Consider the following 19,992-nt stretch of genomic DNA (forward strand, 5'->3'; position numbering starts at 1 on the left):
TCATAGACAAAATTATGACGATTACCGCAGAGGATAGCAATGATGTTGCTAACTCACCCTAGTTTGCTAAAGAAGCGTTACAATTTTAGGAAAGAAATAATATGTTCAGGGAAACGCTCAAAGCCAACAAAACTGTGATCGCCCTTTTCTTCTATTGTCTGTTTCGACTGCGCATACTTAGCTACTGCTTGGCGATAATCAAGCACCTCGTCACCCTCTTGTTGCATCAACCAAAAATCACCAGGCTGCGTTAAGGTCACGACATCTAAGGCTTGCAGCTCATCGATATGTTTATGTTCCAACTGGTAGCTTTGCTGGGTATAAGGATTGACTTGCTCACCTAAAAAGTCGACCAACAACTCATAGGGTTTAACGGCAGGGTTAATAAGTACCGCACGAAAGCCAAATTGGTGATTCAGCCAAGTGGACATATAACCACCTAGAGAACTCCCCACCAAGCCAATGGTGTAATCACCTTTATAACGTTCAACCGTTGCCAATAAAAATTGCGCAGCTTGCTCTGGAAAACAAGGGATCTGCGGGGCAAGCAGTAAAATATCAGGTCGATGTTGTTGGCAATAGGCTTTCATCACTTTCGCTTTATGCGACTGAGGAGAGCTATTAAATCCATGCAAATACAGTAATAACGAAGGCTTATTTGCCATGCTGATTATCTGCCATCATTAGTAGCCCTGTGCATTAAAATCAGGGATAAAGTGACCATCGGGAAGGCGTTTTACTTTCGTTATGATATCACCATTTGCAAGCAACTCAATTTCACGCCAACCTGGAGGTAAAGTATCGAGAGCAAAATCATCAGAATGCGCTTTAAATTGTACACACGTTGATGGCGTTGCGATGACTCTTACCCCATTATGTAAGCGATCCATATCTTGATGCACATGCCCACAAACCACCGATTGTACTTGGTCATATTGATCGACAATCTTCCAAAATTGGTCGGCATCTTTTAGCGTATGCTGATCAAGCCATGCACTGCCGACCAATAATGGATGGTGGTGCAATAAAATCAGCGTATAGCGTTGTGGGTTTTCTTCTAATAGCTGCTCTAACAAATCCAGTTGCTGGTCACTTAAACGACCATGCGGAACACCAACGACTTGTGAATCAAGCATGATTAATTGCCAATGGTCACCCAGTAGAGCGTGCTCAACACATTGAATTTGTGGAGACGGCAAAATACTGCTCATATTGGGTCTAAAGTCATGATTACCCGGAAGCCAGAAACAAGGCTTCTCTAACGGCATAATGCCTGCTTCAAACTTCTGATAAGACGCCTGGCTATGATCTTGCGAAATATCACCAGTAGCTAAAATGGCTTCAAAAGGAAAACCATCTTGCACTATCGCCTTAACCACAGCGCGAAAACTTTCCGCTGTTCTTACACTCAGCAAGCTGCCATCTTCGGGAGCAAACAGGTGCGTATCGGTAATTTGTAAAAGTTTAATGCTTTCATTATCAGCATCTAAACTGGATGATCGTTTCAAAATAGGTGCCTAACTACTCTCTTAATTGGTTTGCCTATAAACCGTCATGGTAAAATGATGTTGTGTCATTGAATACAAGATACACCAACTACATTGGAAGTGGGTTGCGACTGATCCCACTCCGTAAACAAAACGTTAGCCAATCACTCAGAAATAAATTCAATTGGTGTTTTTCATCTTTTTGCATCATTTTTTTATTGGGATAATCATATTTTGCCTGTACTCGCCCAATTTGGTCGAATGTACACACTTCTGCCACTCTAGCATCATGATATAACCTGACAGACATATGCGGTAATGGGAACACTGGCGTCTCATTACTTTGGCATATATCAATTAAAGTCGTGTATTTCGTTACTTCTGTCACAGTTAATTGATACACCATTTGCGCCGCCTGATAACAGCGGATGTCACCCACACTAGGCTCATTAGGCAATAAGGCGTTCAATTTAGCATAATTGGTTTCATACACACGCATTAAACCAGCAAGATCAACATGGTAAGGTTTCTTAGCCACAACACTTGCCCTCATTACTCACTCGTCACTTTCGACCACTGAGCGCGTAACTCAGTATGGTTTAACTCCAACCACTGCAGAGCAATAATGGAAGCGCCATTAGTAAACTTACCTTCTTTTACCCATTGGTAAGCGGTCGCACGGCTGATCACATGAACACGGATATCTTCGTCTTCGCAATCTAAACCATGAATTCCCCCGGCTGCCGATGCGTCAACTTCACCAACATAAACATCAAGCAACTCTGAACAGCCACCTGAAGAAGGATAAAACGAAGTCACTGCCACCAAAGAAGCCACTTCAAGTCCTGCTTCTTCTAACGATTCTCGGCGCACAACCTCTTCTGATTGTTCACCTGGTTCTATCATGCCTGCGACAATTTCAAGCTGCCAAGGTTCACTATGCTCTAAAGCACCGACTCGAATTTGTTCGATAATCACAACTTCGTCACGTATAGGATCATACGGTAACATTGCAGCAGCATGACCACGCTCAAACATTTCGCGTTCGATCACATTACTCCAACCACCTGCAAACAGTTTATGCCTAAAACGGTACTTCACCATTTTAAAAAAACCTTTGAATACGGTCTCTTTCTCAACAATGTCGACATCTTGAGAAGTGAAATTTGCTGCTTGGTGATCGGGTCCGTGCATGGGAACACCTTAAAAAGTAAAAGTCGTCCCTTAGTTTACTCATTGTCCCTAGTAACTTCCAAGCATATGACTCAACTTTTTATACAATAATTGTCACAATAGTTAAATTAAATTATCAAAATTAAATATGGTAGCGAGCACTAACGTAAAAAAATGCAAACTTTTGAGCAAATTAACACCAAGTTAAGTTAAACTGTAGTCAGGAAACTTAATTGATAATGGCAGGAATTAAAAAATGAAAAAGCTGCTTCCACTAATTATTAGTGCTGCACTGGGTAGCCTGAGTGTGTCGGCTTTTGCTGATACTTTAGCGGGTATTTACGATCAAGCAAAAGAAAATGATCCTCAACTTCTTCGCTCTGCTGCTCAAAGAGATGCTGCTTTTGAAGCGATCAACTCTAGTCGTAGTTCTCTATTACCACAAATAAACCTAACGGCTGGCTATAACCTCAACCGTAGTGATCTCGATTATCGTGACAGTAACAAGCTGACCGCTGGTGTTAATTTTTCTCAAGAGCTTTACAACCGCGCAAGCTGGATTACGCTAGAAACTTCTGAAAAAACAGCGCGTCAAGCTGACTCTCAATATGCAGCAGTTCAACAAGCATTAATTTTACGTGTATCACAAGCTTACTTTGAAGTGCTACGCGCTCAAGACAGTCTAGAATTTGTTCGTGCTGAAAAAGCGGCAGTTGGTCGTCAACTAGAGCAAACTAAGCAACGTTTTGAGGTTGGTCTATCAGCAATTACTGATGTACATGATGCACAAGCTGAATACGATGGCGTTTTGGCTGATGAAGTACTGGCTGAAAACGATCTCATTAACAACTATGAAGCCCTGCGTGAAATTACCGGTCAAGAGCACACTAACCTTAGCGTATTAGATACCGATCGTTTCTCTGCCACTAAAACTCAAGCTTCACCAAATGCTTTAGTTTCAGAGGCTGAACAAAAGAACTTAAGTCTACTGAGTGCTCGTATTGCACAAGATATTGCTAAAGATAATATTTCACTAGCAAAGTCTAACCGCCTACCACTGCTGAGCTTAGATGGTGGCTATAACTACGGTAATGAGGGTAACAGTAATTCCTCATCCGATGGGTCTAACAATGACTTAAATATTGGTGTGAACTTAAGTGTGCCTCTATATACCGGTGGTAACATTACTTCACTTACCCAACAAGCGGAATACAACTACGTTGCCTCAAGTGAAGATTTAGAAGCGACTTACCGCAGCGTAATTAAAGATGTTCGTGCCTTCAATAACAACATCAATGCTTCTATTGGTGCACTCCGTGCGTACGAGCAATCGGTGATTTCTGCTCAGTCGGCTCTAGAAGCAACGGAAGCGGGCTTCGATGTTGGTACACGTACGATTGTGGATGTTTTAGATTCGACTCGTCGTCTTTACGATGCGAACCGTAATCTATCAAACGCACGTTACGACTACATCTTAAGTGTTCTTCAATTGCGTCAAGCAACCGGAACACTAAGCGAGCAAGATATTATTGATGTTAATGCTGGCTTAAAAAACGCGAGCTAAACTAACTCATATTTAGCACACATAAAAAAAGCGAGACTATTGAGTAGTCTCGCTTTTTTATGTTCAATATTTATAGCTATAGTCACTTTCGAAATAACATCTATTGAGAAAAATAGTACCCACAACCTAATCATGCGATCAAAATGAATTCGACTCCACGAACCGCTCAAGACATCCCTGTTCGCTTAAAATAGGCATCCATGCCTATTAATGTTCGCTACATCGAACACATTTTATCTCGATCATGACTGGGGCAGTCTCATTTCAAAATCAATTAACCTCGACCACCTTGGATCGCCTTGATGATTTCTGTCGTTGAACAGCCATCTTCAAAGTTAAGTACTTTCACCGCGCCACCCGCTGCAATCACCTCTTCACCACCAGCAATTTCTTCTGGGCGGTAATCACCACCTTTCACTAGCAGTGATGGTAATACTTCACCAATCAAGCGTTGCGGCGTATCTTCACTAAATGGTACCACCCAATCAACCGCACCTAAGCCAGCTAAAACCGCCATACGACGATCGGTTGGGTTCACAGGACGACCAGGACCTTTTAGACGCTTCACAGAATCATCGGTATTCACCGCCACAATCAGGTAATCACCTAACTCTGCAGCATGGTTTAGATAAGAGACATGACCGGCATGTAAAATATCAAAACAACCATTAGTCATGACGACTTTCTTACCTTGTGCGCGCGCATTCTTAACGGCTTGGATTAAAGCGCTTTCACCAATCACACCAAAATCAGTATCACTACTACCGTGTACCGCTTCTGCCAGTTCAATCATAGATAACGTTGATGTCCCTAGCTTACCAACCACAACACCCGCGGCTGAATTCGCTAACGCACACGCTTCATCTAATGGCTTGCCCGCTGCAACCGAAGCAGCCAGCACTGAAATGACCGTATCACCAGCACCAGTCACATCAAACACTTCTTTCGCTTGAGTTGGCAAGTGGAAGGGCTCAACACCACGGCGCAATAAAGTCATGCCATGTTCACTGCGAGTTACCAGCAAAGCTTCAAAATCAAATTCTTCAATTAATGCTAAGCCTTTCTCGACTAAGTCCTCTTCTGACGTCACTTTACCGGCAACCAGTTCAAACTCGAGCATATTTGGCGTTAGTAGCGTCGCACCACGATAGCGCTCAAAATCTGCGCCTTTCGGGTCAATAAAAACAGGTACATTCGCTGCACGTGCTTTTTGAATAAAAGACTGCACATGCTCTAGTGCGCCTTTCGCATAATCCGATAAAATCACTGACTTCACGTTAGGGAGTGCTTTCTCCATACGTGATAACACCAATTCAGGGTCGGTATTCTCAAATTTATCTTCAAAATCCAAACGGATCATCTGTTGACCACGGCTCATGACACGTAGCTTAGTAATCGTTGGGTACTCTGAAAGTGCAACAAAATCACAGGTAACATTTAAAGATTGTAGAGTATCAGTGAGCACTTGAGCTGGCTCATCTTGTCCGGTCAAACCAACGATATGTGCATGACCACCTAGAGAGGCAATGTTCATCGCTACGTTAGCAGCACCGCCAGGACGCTCCTCATTACTTTCTACTTTTACCACTGGCACTGGCGCTTCTGGTGAAATGCGCCCTGTTGGACCGTACCAATAACGATCTAACATCACATCACCAATAATTAATACACCCGATTGACTGTAGTCAGGCAGAATAGGTTTCATGATAACTCTCCAATATTTTTTCTGCTCGAAGTCTAGCACAGCAAATAGTGAGGAAAAACTATCGATACCGCTTGTTAAACGTTTATTCAATAAACCTTGAGCGATATCGATATTATTCCTTTTTATTTACCCAGATCAGACTCAAGCCATTGCTGCCAAGCGTTAATAACCTGTTCACGTTCAGCGGCAAACTTATCTTCCACCACATCAGCATCTAGGTTTAATAAATTACGACGATGTACTTCATTACGCACCGTCGTATACGCCTGCGTTAATACCATCGCTTGCGTCTCATCCATAATGCCCTGTTTTAGCATCGATTCAAAAATGCGTACATTATCGCTCCAGCAGGTTAGCTTTGGCTTTTCATGGCTGTAGCGCAACACCAAATACTGAGCTAAAAACTCAACATCCGTGATCCCGCCAGGATCTTCTTTGAGCATAAAGCGCTGCGCCTTTTTACCCCCTAAGTGATCACGCATTTTACGGCGCATCTCCACCACTTCTTTTTTCAGCTTATCCTCTTCTCGCGGTAAGCTGAGTACTTGGTGGCGAGTCTTAGCAAAAGCCTCTTGCAGTGCGCTATCTCCATAAATCACACGTGCTCGAACTAACGCTTGATGTTCCCATGTCCAGGCATCGTTATGTTGATATTCATTAAACGCATCCGCCGGAGAAACCAATAGCCCCGACACGCCAGATGGACGCAAGCGCATATCGACTTCATATAAGATGCCTGACGGAGTACGAATAGAGAAAATATGAATAATGCGCTGAGCAAGACGAAGATAAAACTGGCGTCCGTCGATCTCTTTTTTACCATCGGTATACACATCAACCGGGCAATCATGCATGAATACCACATCTAAATCGGAATTGTAGCCAAGCTCCCAGCCGCCCACTTTTCCGTAACCAACAACCGCAAAGCCTTTACCTTCACGATCTTTTAGATGGGTCGGTTCACCATATTTTGCCGACACTTGCAGCCAAGCTTGATTAACGCCAGCTTCAACAATCGCTTCCGCTAAATAAGTTAAATGGTCGCTGACCTTCATCACTGGTAATACACCAGCAATATCTGCGGCGGCAATACGTAAAATGCAGATCTGCTTAAACTGACGCAAAGCCTCTAACTGCTGCTCCATATCATCTTCTGGGATACGAGCTAAGAAATCGCGTAATTCAGTTTTATACGCATCCAATGGGATCGGATTATAAAGCTGCGCAGGGTCGATAAGCTCATCAAGCAAAATAGGATAACGCCCTAACTGCTCTGAAATCATCGGGCTGGCAGTACATAACTTGACGACTTGCGTTAAGGCTGCCGGGTGCTCATCCAACAACTCTAAATAAGTAGTGCGAGTGACGATGCGCTTTAAGACATGCAGTACTCTTGATAAGCCAAACTGCGCTTCTTCATTAGCAAAAACCGCCTGAAACAACTTTGGCATCAGATGATTTAAAACTTCTCGCCCTCTTGGTCCTAAGGTTTTTTTCGCTAAGTCTTCCTGAAACTGAATCACTTGTTTGGCATGAGTAGCTGGATCGTTAATCGCAATATCATGTTCTAAGATGTGCTCAATTACTTCGGGCTTATGCGTCATATCCCAAAGTTCATGGAAGTGCTTAGCAACAGGGCTCGCCTCTTCTTCATCAGCACCGATTAACTGCTCAAATATCGCGTGTACCTTATTCATATTAAATGACACAGTATCAAGTAAATCTTGCCAATCCTCACAGCCCATCGCCGTCACTAAGGCAAGTTGCTCACTCTCTTTATCTGGCAAGGTTTGTGTCTGTTTATCCCCAATGGCTTGCAGTAGATTTTCCAAGCGACGTAGATAACGATAAGCCGTTCGTAAGTTATCCACCTCAGGAGTAGACAGCAATTGCATGTCATCAATCGCATCTAACGTTTCTAATAGCCCGCGCCCACGCAGACTTGGCTCTCGTCCACCACGAATAAGCTGAAAAACTTGAGCGATAAATTCAACTTCACGAATGCCACCAGCGCCTAACTTAATATTGTTACTCAAACCACGGCGACGCACTTCACTGGAGATCATCGATTTCATGCGGCGCAAAGATTGAATGGCACTGAAATCAATATAACGACGGAAAACAAAAGGACGCAGCATCTGGCGTAACTCTTGGTATTGAGGGTACATTTCTCGCCCCATCACCCGTGCTTTAACCATGGCGTAGCGTTCCCAATCTCGCCCTTGTTCTTGATAGTAATCTTCCATTGCCGCAAAACTCATGACCAATGGACCACTCTCGCCAAACGGACGTAAACGCATATCCACACGATAACAAAAGCCATCGAAGGTTGGCTGATCGAGCGCTTTGATAATACGTTGACCTAAGCGAGTGAAAAATTGTGCGTTCGCGATACTACGACGTGCGCCTTGCGTTTCACCGTTTTCAGGATAAGTAAAAATCAGGTCGATATCAGAGGAAAAGTTCAGCTCACCGCCCCCCAATTTCCCCATACCAATAATCAGCATAGGTTGCGCTTCACCGGCACTATTGCAAGGGACGCCCCACTCTTTGCTGCATAGATCGTACTGCCATTGATACGCTTCAAAGATCATCGCCTCTGCCAACATGGATAAATGCGCTAGGCTCTCGTCAAGTGACCAGTTATTTGTGAAGTCACGCCAAGCAATGTACACCATCTCACGGTTACGAAATTGACGTAGAACTCGATGACCACTTTGCTCGTCCTGACACTCACTAAGCAGCAGTGCTAAACGTTGACGGTAGCTTTCGCTGCGTTCTGAATGCTCTAACATCTCTGGTAACTGTAAACAAAGCGCTTTGTCTCGTTGCAGGGCTTCACAAATAAAAGGGCTTAAACCAAACACAAACTTTGCTTGCTCAATAAATTCAGAGGACCAATTCAGCACGCCATCAAAGTGAAGGGCTGTTAAGTTCTCCACTGCAGCATCAGATTGGGCGATAAGTTGATTAGGCAGTAACATGCATCTTCCTTGGCAATAGATAAAAGTTCGAGCTATAGATTAGCAAAGTTGTACGAAGAAAAAACGCCTACTATCAGCAATAGTAGGCGTTTATTAAATTTCTTTATTCAGAAAAGCTTAAACAACGAAAGCGCGGATCTCTTGATCAAGACCTTCTGCGTTAGTTTGCATGGTTTCAGAGGTTTCTAATAGCTCACTAACCACCACAACCGACGCTTCCACTAGCTCACGGACATTGGTCAGGTTTTGACTCATCTCTTCCGCTACGCTGCTTTGCTGCCCTGCCGCTGTGGCAATTTGAAAGTTCATATCATTGATGTGATTCACTTGCTCAACAATACCATTGAGCTCTACGCCAGCCTTGGTTACCAGTTCGACACCATCGGCGGCTTCAACCACACTTTTTTCCATCAAGTCCACGGCTGAGTTCGCACTGTTTTGCAGCTGACTGATCATGTCTTGAATTTCTACCGTTGCCTGTTGAGTGCGCTGAGCAAGATTACGAACCTCATCGGCAACCACAGCAAAACCACGCCCAGCTTCACCAGCACGAGCCGCTTCAATCGCCGCATTAAGGGCAAGTAAGTTGGTTTGCTCGGAAATACCTTGAATGGTTCCAACCACGCTACCAATCGATTCAACACGCTCTTCGACTTGATTGACCGCATTAGCTGAAGCTGCGATATCACCGGATAGCTCATTCATTTTGGCAATCGTACCTTCAACAAACTGCTGACCCGTTAACGCTTGAGTGGATGCTTGCGCAGTTAAGTCCGACGCACTACGAGCATGCTCTGAAACCGTTTGTACCGTTGAGCTCATTTCACTCATCGCTGTCGCAAGCTGATCAATTTCACTGAACTCTTCTTGAGTTGAGGCTTTGGCTTCTGACATGCTGATGGTCATGACTTCGGTTAACGCCAGAAGCTCTTCCGATGACTGACGCTGCTGAGTAATCACATCACTTAAATAGCTACGCGTGGTTTCAATTTCACGCGCCACATCGCCATACTCATCTTTACAATCCATAGCCACTGGCACAGACAGGTTTTTATCGGCTAGATGCTTAATGGAATCTCGAATGTATTCGGTTTGACGCAGCATGACTTTAGCCGCAACAAGCAGCACCACGACAAAAATGGCAACCATCATCGAAGTTTGTATCAATATTTGCTTTAGGTATGCTTGATAATGTTCTTCGGCAACCGCCGCATCTTGAGTTGCAACCAATAGCGCTTCGTAAAATGTACTGGCATCCCACAACTGCTTTGTTACCAGTAAAATCGTACTGAACACCATTAACATGACCATTTTAGGAATAAGACGTACGTCAGAAATTAACCTTTCCCATGGTTGAAATACCGGTTTAGCCATTGTCACAACTCCATTTTGTTTTATAGTAATACAACAGATTTCAATTGTGTTAACTCAAAAATCTCTTACTTATTTCGAGTCCCATATGAACCTACGTGATGATACCAAAGATGATACCAAACCAATGAGTTTGTTATCACTTATACTCTCTTTTCTTGCTCTATTTGTGATCTCAGGGCTATTGTTTTTTGATTTGCAGCCTGAAACACGTAATGTCTTGTTGGTTATCGATTTTATTATTTGCTGCATCTTCTTATTACAGCTAACCATCGATTTTTTCCGTGCTACAGATCGTAAAGCGTTTTTAGCTCGCCACTGGATAGACCTTATTGCCAGTCTGCCACTGGTGGAACCGCTGCGTTATGCACGCTTGTTTCAAATTTTACGTGTTATTCGCGTACTGCGTTCCAGTAGCTTGTTAATCAAACAATTACGTTATAACCGCCGTGAAACCACCGTTGCTTCAATCTTACTGTTATTGGTTTTTTTACTGACGATAGGATCAGCGATGATATTGCACGTTGAAGAGAGTAACCCTGAAGCCAATATACAAACGGGAATGGACGCACTTTGGTGGTCATTTGTCACTATCTCAACGGTGGGCTATGGTGATCACTACCCAGTGAGTACGCTTGGTAAATTAGTGGCTTCGGGGATCATCATCTGTGGCGTGGGGATGTTTGGTATGATTTCAGGTCTTATTACTTCGTTAATTACCGTGCCGCATAAGTCAACAGCAGAGATAGAGGTTGAGCATAATACTGATCTTCTTGAGCAGATATTAAGTCAGCAGCAAAGTATCATTGAACGTTTGGATCGTTTAGAGCAACCTCGCAATCAAACGGCAAGCATCACCAATGAACAGCCAGTAACGAAAGGCAACCCTGATAGCAATTAGTAACTTAGGGTTTTAGGGACTTAGGGTTTTAGGGACTTAGAGGCTTAAAAAAATAGAGAGCATCGGCTCTCTATTTTTATTCTATGATGCAAACTCAGCGCAACTACTCACCTTTCCAATAAGGATCGCAGTCAACACTGATTTGTCGCGTCTGTTCCATCGCATGTAAAATCGAGCTTTCTTGACGACTCAACCAACGCTCTAATTGCTCTTGGTCTTCACCGGAAAGCTTATCGACCAAAGGGGCTAACACGCGCAAGGTTAATAAATCATCAATACCTTGGATCAAATCCGCCCACGGCAAACGAAAAGTAATACGCTCACTTTCATCATATAAGCCAGCAAAGCCCACACCGGTGTACAGACTGCGCATTAAACGATACTGTTGATCAATATACTCTTGAGCGCTTAATAGCTTCTCGACGGGAAATGCATCGACCAGTTCTGTCCAGGTACGATCAAGTTGTATCACTGAAAAAGGCTTAATGTTCTGCGCCATACTTTCACGGGACTTGTCATCTAAAAATGGCTGCCAACCGCGAGTTAAGATCCAACGACTCAAATCCAACAATAATCCGGTATAACGCGCGGAGTTAAATAGACTTAGAATCGTATTACGCTCTGGTAAAGCGTGCTGCATCTGCTTTAGTTCTGCGACTAAAAACTTACGCGCATCAAGTTTACGTAGCACATGACCTTTATCTTCTAATAGATCAGCTAAGTTATCGTAGCGCTTTAACCATTCTATCTCTTGCTCAAGCCATTTCAGCTCTTGGCGTAAAATAGCACTGGCACGGCGTGGAACAATGCTGCCATAGATAGTCAGCGTTTGACGGATAAAGCTCAAAGCGTGGCTGATTTCATGCAACGCTTTAATTGAGTCTCGCTCAGTATAAATTTGCTCATGATAATGCCAATGCGCTAAAGCGTGCTCAAGCGACTGAACAAAGCACTGCTCTACGGTATCTTTTGCTTTGGTTTTCACAACCGGTAACTCTTTCTCTTTGTCACCCGTGTAACCTTGCGCTAGGCGATAACCTTTTGCTGCTTTGCTCAAGTTACCTAAACGCATACCACCATGCTGATTAAACTGGCGTGCAAGCGTAAATAGTGCATCGGTCTGCCCTGATTTTAGCTCCAGTTCAACTTCACAAATAGGATCCGTTTTATCACCAGCAACCACCAAACCTTGGTCAAAAGCGACTTCAATTTGGCTACCATCAGGCATTCCAATTAGCCATTGCTCTCTGACAAAATTAGTGGAAAAAAGAGGGAATAATTCCTCCTGCAGCACAGAAACGTCTTTTCCTTGTGGCCAAACCTCATCAGGGTGCAGCAATAAGTTAGGATTGTTGCTATTATGTTCAGCATTGTATTCTGGCCTTTGATGCAAACCAGCAACAACACGACCAGCGGTTTTTACCGTTTGAACAAATACATCATCAAAACGTCGAATACGCAGCCCGATATCGTGCTGGCGTAACCAGTTATCTGGAGTATCGAAGTAAGTGTTCCCTAACTCTCGACAACTGTGCTGAAGTACTTTATTTTCCGCTATTTCTTGATGAAGATAAGCTGAAAAATCAGGTGAAACAAAAAACTTCAGTTCTATCTCGGTTTCCATAGTTATACCTTTCTAGGATGATGAGAATAGGATATTGCCTATTTAACAACTGGGCAAGTATGAAATATCACACTATTGATGATCTAAAACAGTTTAAATGAGCGAATGATTGGGTTAACATGCGCGACTTTGTAGCCATCGCTTAACATTTCACCATGACATTGGTGAGTGTCTTTTTAGTGTTTTTTTAGGTTATTTATTTATTAGGTTGGACAACCATGCCAGTAAATACAATTATGGGGCTATTTGCTAAGTCCCCAATTAAGCCTTTGCAACGTCACGTTGTGTGCGTTAATGAATGCTGTTCTCACCTAGTTAACTTTTTTGAAGTTAGTGCCACTGGCGACTGGGAGAAAGCGGCTGAAATTCGTGCACAGATTTCTCATTTAGAGAAAGAAGCTGATGTTTTGAAGCGCGAAATACGTCTCAAACTTCCTCGTGGTTTATTCATGCCTGTTGATCGCACCGATATGTTGGAGCTTTTAACTCAGCAGGATAAACTTGCCAATTTAGCGAAAGATATTTCTGGTCGTGTCTATGGCCGCCAGCTTATCATTCCGGCACCAATGCAAAGCAACTTTATCGCATACGTTAAACGTTGTTTAGATGCAGCAAGTCAGGCTCAACGTGTTATTAGTGAGCTCGATGAGTTATTGGAAACAGGATTTAAAGGTCGTGAGGTAACTCTTGTGGCTGAAATGATCAATCAACTGGATGTGATTGAAGATGATACAGATATGATGCAGATTGAGCTTCGTCAGCAATTGATGGCGCTTGAACCTGACCTCAACCCTGTAGATATCATGTTCCTGTATAAGATTCTTGAATGGGTAGGCGGTATTGCAGATCAAGCTCAGCGTGTAGGCGCTAGACTTGAAGTGATGCTTTCTAGATCTTAAATCATAAGTTAACCATATAACGAAGAGCACTATTGATATCTCACTCATAGGCATTGGTGATAAACCAAGCTGATGGGTTTTGTCATGTCAAAATAGGCTCCGCTTGTTATCAAACAAAACTAGGTATTACGATGGATATCCTTGCTAACTACGGCACTGTCCTGATTCTTGTGGCAGCCGCTTTCGGCTTCCTAATGGCTATTGGTATTGGTGCAAATGATGTTGCCAATGCAATGGGAACCTCTGTTGGTTCAAAAGCACTAACGGTAAAACAAGCGATCATTATCGCGATGATCTTCGAATTTGCTGGGGCATACCTAGCAGGTGGTGAAGTAACCGATACAATTCGCCAAGGTGTAATTGAAACCTCTCTTTTCGCCGACAAACCTGACGTATTAGTTTACGGCATGATGTCAGCACTACTTGCAGCGGGTACTTGGCTATTATTAGCATCGTACATGGGCTGGCCGGTCTCTACGACGCACTCAATCATTGGTGCTATTATAGGTTTCGCTTGTGTATCAGTCGGTACTGAAGCGGTTGACTGGAGCTCAGTGCAAGGCATTGTTGGTAGTTGGGTGGTTACCCCCTTCATCTCCGGCTTATTTGCTTATTTCATCTTTATCAGTGCACAGAAGCTGATTTTTGATACCGATAATCCACTGTTTAACGCTAAACGTTTCGTACCTATCTACATGTTTATTACCACTATGGTTATTGCATTGGTAACGATTACTAAAGGTCTTAAGCACGTTGGTCTACACCTTACTAATACTGAAGCTTGGATTAGTGCAGCGGCTTTCTCAACCGTTATCATGGTTGGTGGCTACCTATACATCCAGAAGAAATTCGCTAACCATGAAGAAGACCACGGCTTTGCTGGTGTTGAAAGCATCTTCAGTGTCTTAATGGTGATTACCGCGTGTGCGATGGCATTTGCCCATGGCTCAAACGATGTAGCGAACGCTATCGGTCCACTATCTGCTGTTGTTTCTACTGTTGAAAACATGGGCGAAATTGCTGGCAAAACAACCATTGCTTGGTGGATTCTTCCTCTAGGTGGTTTTGGTATCGTTGTGGGTCTTGCTACTTTAGGTCATAAAGTAATGGCGACCGTTGGTACTGGTATTACCGAACTAACGCCAAGCCGTGGCTTTGCCGCTCAACTAGCAACAGCATGTACGGTGGTTTTAGCCTCAGGTACTGGCTTGCCAATCTCAACGACACAAACACTTGTTGGTGCTGTATTAGGTGTGGGTTTTGCTCGTGGTATTGCTGCACTTAACCTAGGTGTTGTACGTAACATTGTTGCTTCGTGGATTGTAACATTACCAGCCGGTGCTCTACTGGCAGTGATCTTCTTCTACGCATTACAAGCTGCGTTTACTCTGTAGCACAATCTAATAATGACAATATTTGACGCGAATTCGTGAACTCTTTGTCATTATTCAGTTAAATATTAAGAAAGGGAGGCTTTGCCTCCCTTCTTTGTTGCACCAAAATAAGAAAATAAATACTATTTGTCATAGCTTATTTAGAAGTTGGATAACTTGGCAAAGTCTCAACCGCTTACACCGCTCTTGACGCCTGCCTCCACTCCTACTTCCCCATTTAAATCATGAAAGGATTTACTGTGAAAAAACTGATCTGTTTGGTTTTGTTTACTGTTCTTGCTGCCCCTGCAGCATTGGCAAAAGACCATTACATTGCCGATAAACTGTTTACATACATGCACGCTGGTCCAAATAACACTTTCCGTATCATTGGCAGCATTAATGCTGGTGACAAAGTTTCGTTACTGCAAACGAATAAACAGTCTGGCTATAGCGAAGTGACTGACAGCAGAGGTCGTAAAGGCTGGGTTGAAACAAAATTTGTTAGCAGCCAAGAAAGCATGGCACTACGTTTACCAAAAATTAAACAAGAGCTAGAAGCAACGAAAGAGAAGCTAGCTAATGCTCGTAATGCTGCTGACACAGAAAAGTCTGGCTTAGTTGAGACTTTAGATGCTCGCACTCAACAAATTGCTGAGCTGGAGCAAACGCACACTGAAATCAGCCAGCAGTTAGCGACACTACAAGCCGATAACCGTGATCTACGCGCTAAGCTAGACACTCAAAAAGATGACTTACTATTGAAGTACTTCACTTATGGCGGCGGCGTTGCTGGTATTGGTCTACTGTTTGGCTTATTACTGCCATACCTAATACCACGTCGTAAGAAATCATCCGGTGGTGGTTACAACCCAATTCGTTAATGGGTTAGTTAATAGAATGCATAAAGGCTTGATGAATCCATCAAGCCTTTTTTATTTCAGATAGTTATTGCCATTGATGTGAGTATATTGATATGAGTATGATTTACCCAAGCCAATCATACAGCGCGGGTAACTTTATCTGCTGCTGATTAAACTCAACCGTGACAGATTGCGCACTGATCGTTAACAGCTGTAACTCAGCCTCAATCCAATCGCCTTCCTGATACTCTTTACCATTAATTTTAACCCAACGTCGATTCGCATCACTGGAATACATATGGGTTTGCAGATTCATTTTTGGCAGTTGACCACTAAAGCGCGATAGATGATTGGTCAGATCTAACACTTCCGGCTTATAAAGCTGCGCCCTTGATTGCGGCTCAACGCGATCTGGTGATGCTGCGACTAGCGGTTCATCTTCAGAGTGAGCAACGGACTGAGAGTTTGGGCTGGTGGGAGTATCTTGCAGCTGAAAAGCACTTTCAATACGATTAGCTAACTCTGGTGATAGCGCACTAAGATCCAGGTCATCAAACGCAACATCTCCTCCCTGTGTCGCACTCTCTATCACAGGAGATTGAGAGACGTATAAATCACTCATAGGCTGGCTAGCGTTAATGGTTTCCAGTGGCGAGGACTCATAAAGCGGTAACGGGCTTAAATCACGCTCATAGGCTAAAGGTTCGATAAAATAAGCCTCTTTTTCTGAGATAAAGGTCGTCAACGACGGTTTATCAACCAGAGCAATACGCTCTAGGCGCTGACGAGTTTGACGCCCAGCAATACCATCGACCGTTAACCCCTGCCATAACTGAAAAGCTTTCACCTTACGTTCAACTTCATGGTCAAAAACAACCCCAGCGTGCGATAACTCCCCGAGCGCTTGAGAAACAAGATCATCTAATACCTGCACCGACAAGCCTTGGTCATTGCGCTTTAAAGTGCTCCTAAGCTGATTGCCCATCACCGTGCTAATCTCACCTTGCCACAAGCGGTCAAATAGCGCTTTAGGGACTTCAACATATTGATCATCAATAATCAGTGCGAGCGTTTCTTGCCCTTTTTCATCTGGCTCATCGCTAGCAAGTGAAGAGACCTTTCTTTCCCCATAACCGATTAAAACCGCATACGAGGCTTTATCTTGATAAGAAAGCGTCACAACAACGGGGGTATCATTCGCAATTAATCGTTCAAAACTCATCTCTTGCGTACGACAAGCAAATTGACTGCGATTATCACGATTACATAAGCTCTCACTAACACTGGCTTGATAACCCCAGTATTGATACAAACTCTGCATAGCCGCAACAGGATCGCTGCTGTGAGAGAGTAAACGAGTTAACGCTAATGGTAAGCTTACTTCAGGACTTGGCTTGCTTTCAGCCTGATTTACAACGTCACTCTCAGCGCTATTATCAACACGAGGTTGAGTCGCAACAACGGGTTGAACAAGCGCAGTTGGATTGATTGGGTTGGTTGAATTGGTTGAATGACTCGTACCTTCCCCAACCACGGCTAGCTCACGCTCACTCATCGTATATTGATAAGCGCCATAGCCACCAGCCATGATCACTGCGCCAAGCAACCCAGTTATCGCATAGGAAAGTCGTGAACGCGATGGTGAAGACTCGCCTTGATAAACAGAAGATTGAAAGTCCATCACATCATGGCATGCTCGCTCGATGGTTGCTTTAGTGATCACCTTCTCTTTGCCATCATAACTGTATTGCAAAGCACGTGCACAGATGAGGTTAATTAAACGTGGAATACCCTGTGACACCTTCGCTATTTTTTGCGTTGCAGAAGCGGAAAATAAAGGTGAATTACACCCTGCGGTCTGCAAACGAAAGGTAATGTATTGCTGGGTTTCTTCAACATTGAGTGGCAATAGGTGATAACGTCCAGTAATGCGTTGTGCTAACTGACGTAACTCGACACCTTTCAGTGCATGTTGTAACTCAGGTTGACCAACCAAAAGAACTTTAAGCAGTTTATGACTGTCACTTTCTAAGTTGGTGATCAAACGTAGTTGCTCTAATACATCAGCAGATAAATGCTGCGCCTCATCAATCACTAGCAAGGTTTGAATTCCCTGCGCATCATTGGCTAATAGGTAATCATAGATGATACGGTTGAGCTGCTTTAAACTGGCTTTTTCAGGGTAAGATAAAGCAAATTCATCACATACCGCTTCAAGTAGATCGGCACTTGAAAAGGTTGGGTTTAAGATCAACCCTGCTTTTGTTTTGCTATCAAGACCCGTTAGCATCGCCTTAGCAACCGTGGTTTTCCCTGTCCCCACTTCACCAGTTAGCATCGCAAATCCACCGCCATCACCAAGCCCAGAGCGTAAATGCTGCATTGCCTCACGGTGACGCTGGCTTAAAAATAGGTAACGAGAATTAGGCACTATTGAAAATGGCAACTCCGCACAGCCGAAAAAATCCTTATACATCCACTTATCTCTATAATCTTGATTAAAGGAAAGTACCATTGCTTGCTACAATGATCCAATCAGCATTAAAGAATTCAAGGAAACAAGGTGGAAATTTATCTAGTCGGTGGAGCAGTTCGCGATCAATTACTGAATCTTGAGACTTATGATCAAGATTGGGTGGTGGTAGGTGCCAGTGTCAACGAGATGCTTGAGCAAGGCTTTACTCAGGTGGGTAAAGATTTCCCGGTATTCCTTCACCCTAAAACCAAACAAGAACATGCACTTGCTCGAACGGAGCGTAAAACTTCGCATGGCTATACTGGCTTTGAATGTCACTTTGATCCCAACGTGACTTTAGAAGAGGATCTTTTGCGTCGAGACCTGACGATTAATGCGATTGCTCAAGATAAACAGGGCAATTTAATTGATCCTTACCATGGTCAACGCGATCTTGAACTGCGTCAACTGCGTCATGTCTCGGAAGCCTTTGTTGAAGATCCACTGCGCGTACTGCGTGTTGCTCGTTTTGCCGCGAAATTGCATCACCTAGGCTTTACTGTCGCAGCAGAAACCTTACAACTGATGCGAGAGATCAGTGCCTCTGGAGAACTTGAACACTTAACGCCTGAACGTGTTTGGCAAGAGTGGCACAAGTCATTAAGCACCCAAAGCCCACAGATATTCTTACAGGTTTTACGTGATTGTGGCGCACTATCGGTTGTCTTACCTGAAATTGATGCTCTTTTTGGTGTTCCACAACCTGAACAATGGCACCCTGAAATTGATACTGGTATTCATACCTTAATGGTTGCTGAGCAGGCTGCACAATTAACTCGCTCTCTTCCAGTGCGCTTTGCTAGTCAAGTGCATGATTTAGGTAAAGGCGTAACACCTGAGAATGAGTGGCCAAGTCATAAAATGCATTGTCATACTGGGCTAGCGCTGATTAAAAAACTTAGCCAACGTGTTCGCGTGCCGAATGAGTTTAAAGAGTTGGCTCTCATTGTCTGCGAGCAGCACAGTAATGTTCATCGCGCGATGGAGCTTAAACCAACGACGCTACTTAAGTTGTTTGGCAAGTTTGATGTATGGCGTAAACCGGATCGCTTACATGATATTTTGCTCTGCTGCCAAGCCGATCATGCGGGTCGTAAAGGGCTTGAAGATAAGCCTTATCCGCAAAAAATGTATCTTGAGCAAGCCTATCAAGCTGCGCAAGGTGTTGCTGTTAAAGATATTATTGCAGATGGTTTTCAAGGTAAGGCGATTAAAGAAGAGATGGATAAACGTAGAGTTGATGCGCTGAGTGATTTTAAAAAAGAGATACTTGCTCAACATCCGTTAGAAAAATAAAACCAAGCTTTCCTCTATCAGAGCTAACCTACGATATTCCGCTAACTTAACACATATTCATCACCACATAAAAAAGCCCCTCACAGCAATAAATAAAAGCAGTGAGGGGCTTTTTATTGATGACTTATCAGGTCAAGTGACCAACTGGCAATGTGGGTGTGATGGAGCAGACATTAATGGGCATGGATGCCCATTACTAAGCGTACAGGGACGTCTTGAGCGGTCTGCGGAATCATA

Annotated in this window: 14 protein-coding genes and 2 pseudogenes; 6 read left to right on the plus strand and 10 right to left on the minus strand. The window is 43.6% G+C overall.

Features of this window, described 5'->3' with window-relative positions; translation table 11 throughout:
• Positions 1–77: 77 nt before the first annotated feature.
• The 4 genes from yqiA to nudF all read right to left on the minus strand — a co-directional run bounded on the left by yqiA (position 78) and on the right by nudF (position 2,681).
• A complete protein-coding gene (gene yqiA / locus BCU68_RS14885) occupies positions 78–665 on the minus strand; it encodes an esterase YqiA (protein ID WP_102565529.1) in 588 nt (195 codons plus the stop codon).
• A gap of 18 nt (positions 666–683) precedes the next feature.
• Entirely contained in the window at positions 684–1,508 is an 825-nt protein-coding gene (cpdA, locus tag BCU68_RS14890; RefSeq protein WP_102565530.1) for a 3',5'-cyclic-AMP phosphodiesterase, read from the minus strand.
• Positions 1,509–1,596: 88 nt separating this feature from the next.
• The gene (locus tag BCU68_RS14895) at positions 1,597–2,040 is read right to left on the minus strand and encodes a DUF1249 family protein (RefSeq protein ID WP_102565531.1); all 444 of its coding nucleotides are present in this window, start codon (positions 2,038–2,040) and stop codon (positions 1,597–1,599) included.
• Positions 2,040–2,681, minus strand: coding sequence for an ADP-ribose diphosphatase (gene nudF / locus BCU68_RS14900; RefSeq protein ID WP_102565532.1), 642 nt, complete (start codon positions 2,679–2,681; stop codon positions 2,040–2,042). Before nudF ends, BCU68_RS14895 begins: the two co-directional genes overlap by 1 nt.
• A gap of 235 nt (positions 2,682–2,916) precedes the next feature.
• Here nudF and tolC point away from each other — a divergent pair, with 235 nt between their 5' ends.
• Entirely contained in the window at positions 2,917–4,224 is a 1,308-nt protein-coding gene (tolC, locus tag BCU68_RS14905) for an outer membrane channel protein TolC (RefSeq protein ID WP_102565533.1), read from the plus strand.
• Positions 4,225–4,498: 274 nt separating this feature from the next.
• Here the strand turns inward: tolC and hldE are convergent, their stop codons facing one another.
• The 3 genes from hldE to BCU68_RS14920 form a co-directional block, all read right to left on the minus strand.
• Positions 4,499–5,929 (minus strand): bifunctional D-glycero-beta-D-manno-heptose-7-phosphate kinase/D-glycero-beta-D-manno-heptose 1-phosphate adenylyltransferase HldE, encoded by a 1,431-nt coding sequence (hldE, locus tag BCU68_RS14910; RefSeq protein ID WP_102565534.1) that lies wholly within the window; start codon positions 5,927–5,929, stop codon positions 4,499–4,501.
• Positions 5,930–6,051: 122 nt separating this feature from the next.
• Positions 6,052–8,913, minus strand: coding sequence for a bifunctional [glutamate--ammonia ligase]-adenylyl-L-tyrosine phosphorylase/[glutamate--ammonia-ligase] adenylyltransferase (glnE, locus tag BCU68_RS14915; protein ID WP_102565535.1), 2,862 nt, complete (start codon positions 8,911–8,913; stop codon positions 6,052–6,054).
• Between the two features lie 117 nt (positions 8,914–9,030).
• The gene (locus BCU68_RS14920) at positions 9,031–10,287 is read right to left on the minus strand and encodes a methyl-accepting chemotaxis protein (protein WP_102565536.1); all 1,257 of its coding nucleotides are present in this window, start codon (positions 10,285–10,287) and stop codon (positions 9,031–9,033) included.
• A gap of 85 nt (positions 10,288–10,372) precedes the next feature.
• Between BCU68_RS14920 and BCU68_RS14925 the strand changes: the two genes are divergently transcribed.
• A complete protein-coding gene (locus BCU68_RS14925) occupies positions 10,373–11,185 on the plus strand; it encodes a potassium channel family protein (RefSeq protein WP_102565537.1) in 813 nt (270 codons plus the stop codon).
• A 103-nt stretch (positions 11,186–11,288) separates the two neighbouring features.
• Here the strand turns inward: BCU68_RS14925 and BCU68_RS14930 are convergent, their stop codons facing one another.
• Positions 11,289–12,809 carry an inorganic triphosphatase gene (locus BCU68_RS14930; RefSeq protein ID WP_102565538.1) on the minus strand — a complete coding sequence of 507 codons (1,521 nt, stop codon included), beginning with the start codon at positions 12,807–12,809 and terminating at the stop codon, positions 11,289–11,291.
• A gap of 218 nt (positions 12,810–13,027) precedes the next feature.
• Between BCU68_RS14930 and BCU68_RS14935 the strand changes: the two genes are divergently transcribed.
• The 3 genes from BCU68_RS14935 (at position 13,028) to BCU68_RS14945 (ending at position 15,965) form a co-directional block, all read left to right on the plus strand.
• Positions 13,028–13,708 carry a TIGR00153 family protein gene (locus BCU68_RS14935; protein WP_102565539.1) on the plus strand — a complete coding sequence of 227 codons (681 nt, stop codon included), beginning with the start codon at positions 13,028–13,030 and terminating at the stop codon, positions 13,706–13,708.
• A 131-nt stretch (positions 13,709–13,839) separates the two neighbouring features.
• Complete coding sequence (locus BCU68_RS14940; protein WP_102565540.1) at positions 13,840–15,102, plus strand: inorganic phosphate transporter; 1,263 nt, start codon at positions 13,840–13,842, stop codon at positions 15,100–15,102.
• A gap of 239 nt (positions 15,103–15,341) precedes the next feature.
• Positions 15,342–15,965: a TIGR04211 family SH3 domain-containing protein gene (locus BCU68_RS14945; RefSeq protein WP_102565541.1), complete on the plus strand. Its 624-nt coding sequence runs from the start codon at positions 15,342–15,344 to the stop codon at positions 15,963–15,965.
• A gap of 103 nt (positions 15,966–16,068) precedes the next feature.
• Here BCU68_RS14945 and BCU68_RS17225 read toward each other — a convergent pair whose 3' ends face one another.
• Positions 16,069–16,566, minus strand: coding sequence for a general secretion pathway protein GspB (locus BCU68_RS17225; protein ID WP_347230769.1), 498 nt, complete (start codon positions 16,564–16,566; stop codon positions 16,069–16,071).
• Positions 16,567–16,680: 114 nt separating this feature from the next.
• A pseudogene (locus tag BCU68_RS14950) lies at positions 16,681–18,420 on the minus strand (AAA family ATPase); the annotation flags it as partial.
• Between the two features lie 96 nt (positions 18,421–18,516).
• On the opposite strand from BCU68_RS14950, the pseudogene BCU68_RS14955 reads away from it, so the two are divergent.
• Positions 18,517–19,755 (plus strand): annotated as a pseudogene (locus BCU68_RS14955) (multifunctional CCA addition/repair protein); the annotation flags it as partial.
• Positions 19,756–19,992 lie beyond the last annotated feature (237 nt).

Origin of the sequence: Vibrio sp. 10N.286.49.B3 (genome assembly GCF_002873395.1) — a bacterium.
In the GTDB taxonomy this organism is placed as follows: domain Bacteria; phylum Pseudomonadota; class Gammaproteobacteria; order Enterobacterales; family Vibrionaceae; genus Vibrio.

What these genes read in the sequence shown, in the direction of transcription:
- BCU68_RS14920 (WP_102565536.1), bottom strand. Translation starts at nt 10,287, where the DNA reads ATGGCTAAACCGGTATTTCAACCATGGGAAAGGTTAATTTCTGACGTA.
- BCU68_RS14925 (WP_102565537.1), top strand. Translation starts at nt 10,373, where the DNA reads ATGAACCTACGTGATGATACCAAAGATGATACCAAACCAATGAGTTTG.
- glnE (WP_102565535.1), bottom strand. Translation starts at nt 8,913, where the DNA reads ATGTTACTGCCTAATCAACTTATCGCCCAATCTGATGCTGCAGTGGAG.
- tolC (WP_102565533.1), top strand. Translation starts at nt 2,917, where the DNA reads ATGAAAAAGCTGCTTCCACTAATTATTAGTGCTGCACTGGGTAGCCTG.
- hldE (WP_102565534.1), bottom strand. Translation starts at nt 5,929, where the DNA reads ATGAAACCTATTCTGCCTGACTACAGTCAATCGGGTGTATTAATTATT.
- BCU68_RS14935 (WP_102565539.1), top strand. Translation starts at nt 13,028, where the DNA reads ATGCCAGTAAATACAATTATGGGGCTATTTGCTAAGTCCCCAATTAAG.
- BCU68_RS17225 (WP_347230769.1), bottom strand. Translation starts at nt 16,566, where the DNA reads ATGAGTGATTTATACGTCTCTCAATCTCCTGTGATAGAGAGTGCGACA.
- BCU68_RS14940 (WP_102565540.1), top strand. Translation starts at nt 13,840, where the DNA reads ATGGATATCCTTGCTAACTACGGCACTGTCCTGATTCTTGTGGCAGCC.
- yqiA (WP_102565529.1), bottom strand. Translation starts at nt 665, where the DNA reads ATGGCAAATAAGCCTTCGTTATTACTGTATTTGCATGGATTTAATAGC.
- BCU68_RS14930 (WP_102565538.1), bottom strand. Translation starts at nt 12,809, where the DNA reads ATGGAAACCGAGATAGAACTGAAGTTTTTTGTTTCACCTGATTTTTCA.
- nudF (WP_102565532.1), bottom strand. Translation starts at nt 2,681, where the DNA reads ATGCACGGACCCGATCACCAAGCAGCAAATTTCACTTCTCAAGATGTC.
- BCU68_RS14895 (WP_102565531.1), bottom strand. Translation starts at nt 2,040, where the DNA reads ATGAGGGCAAGTGTTGTGGCTAAGAAACCTTACCATGTTGATCTTGCT.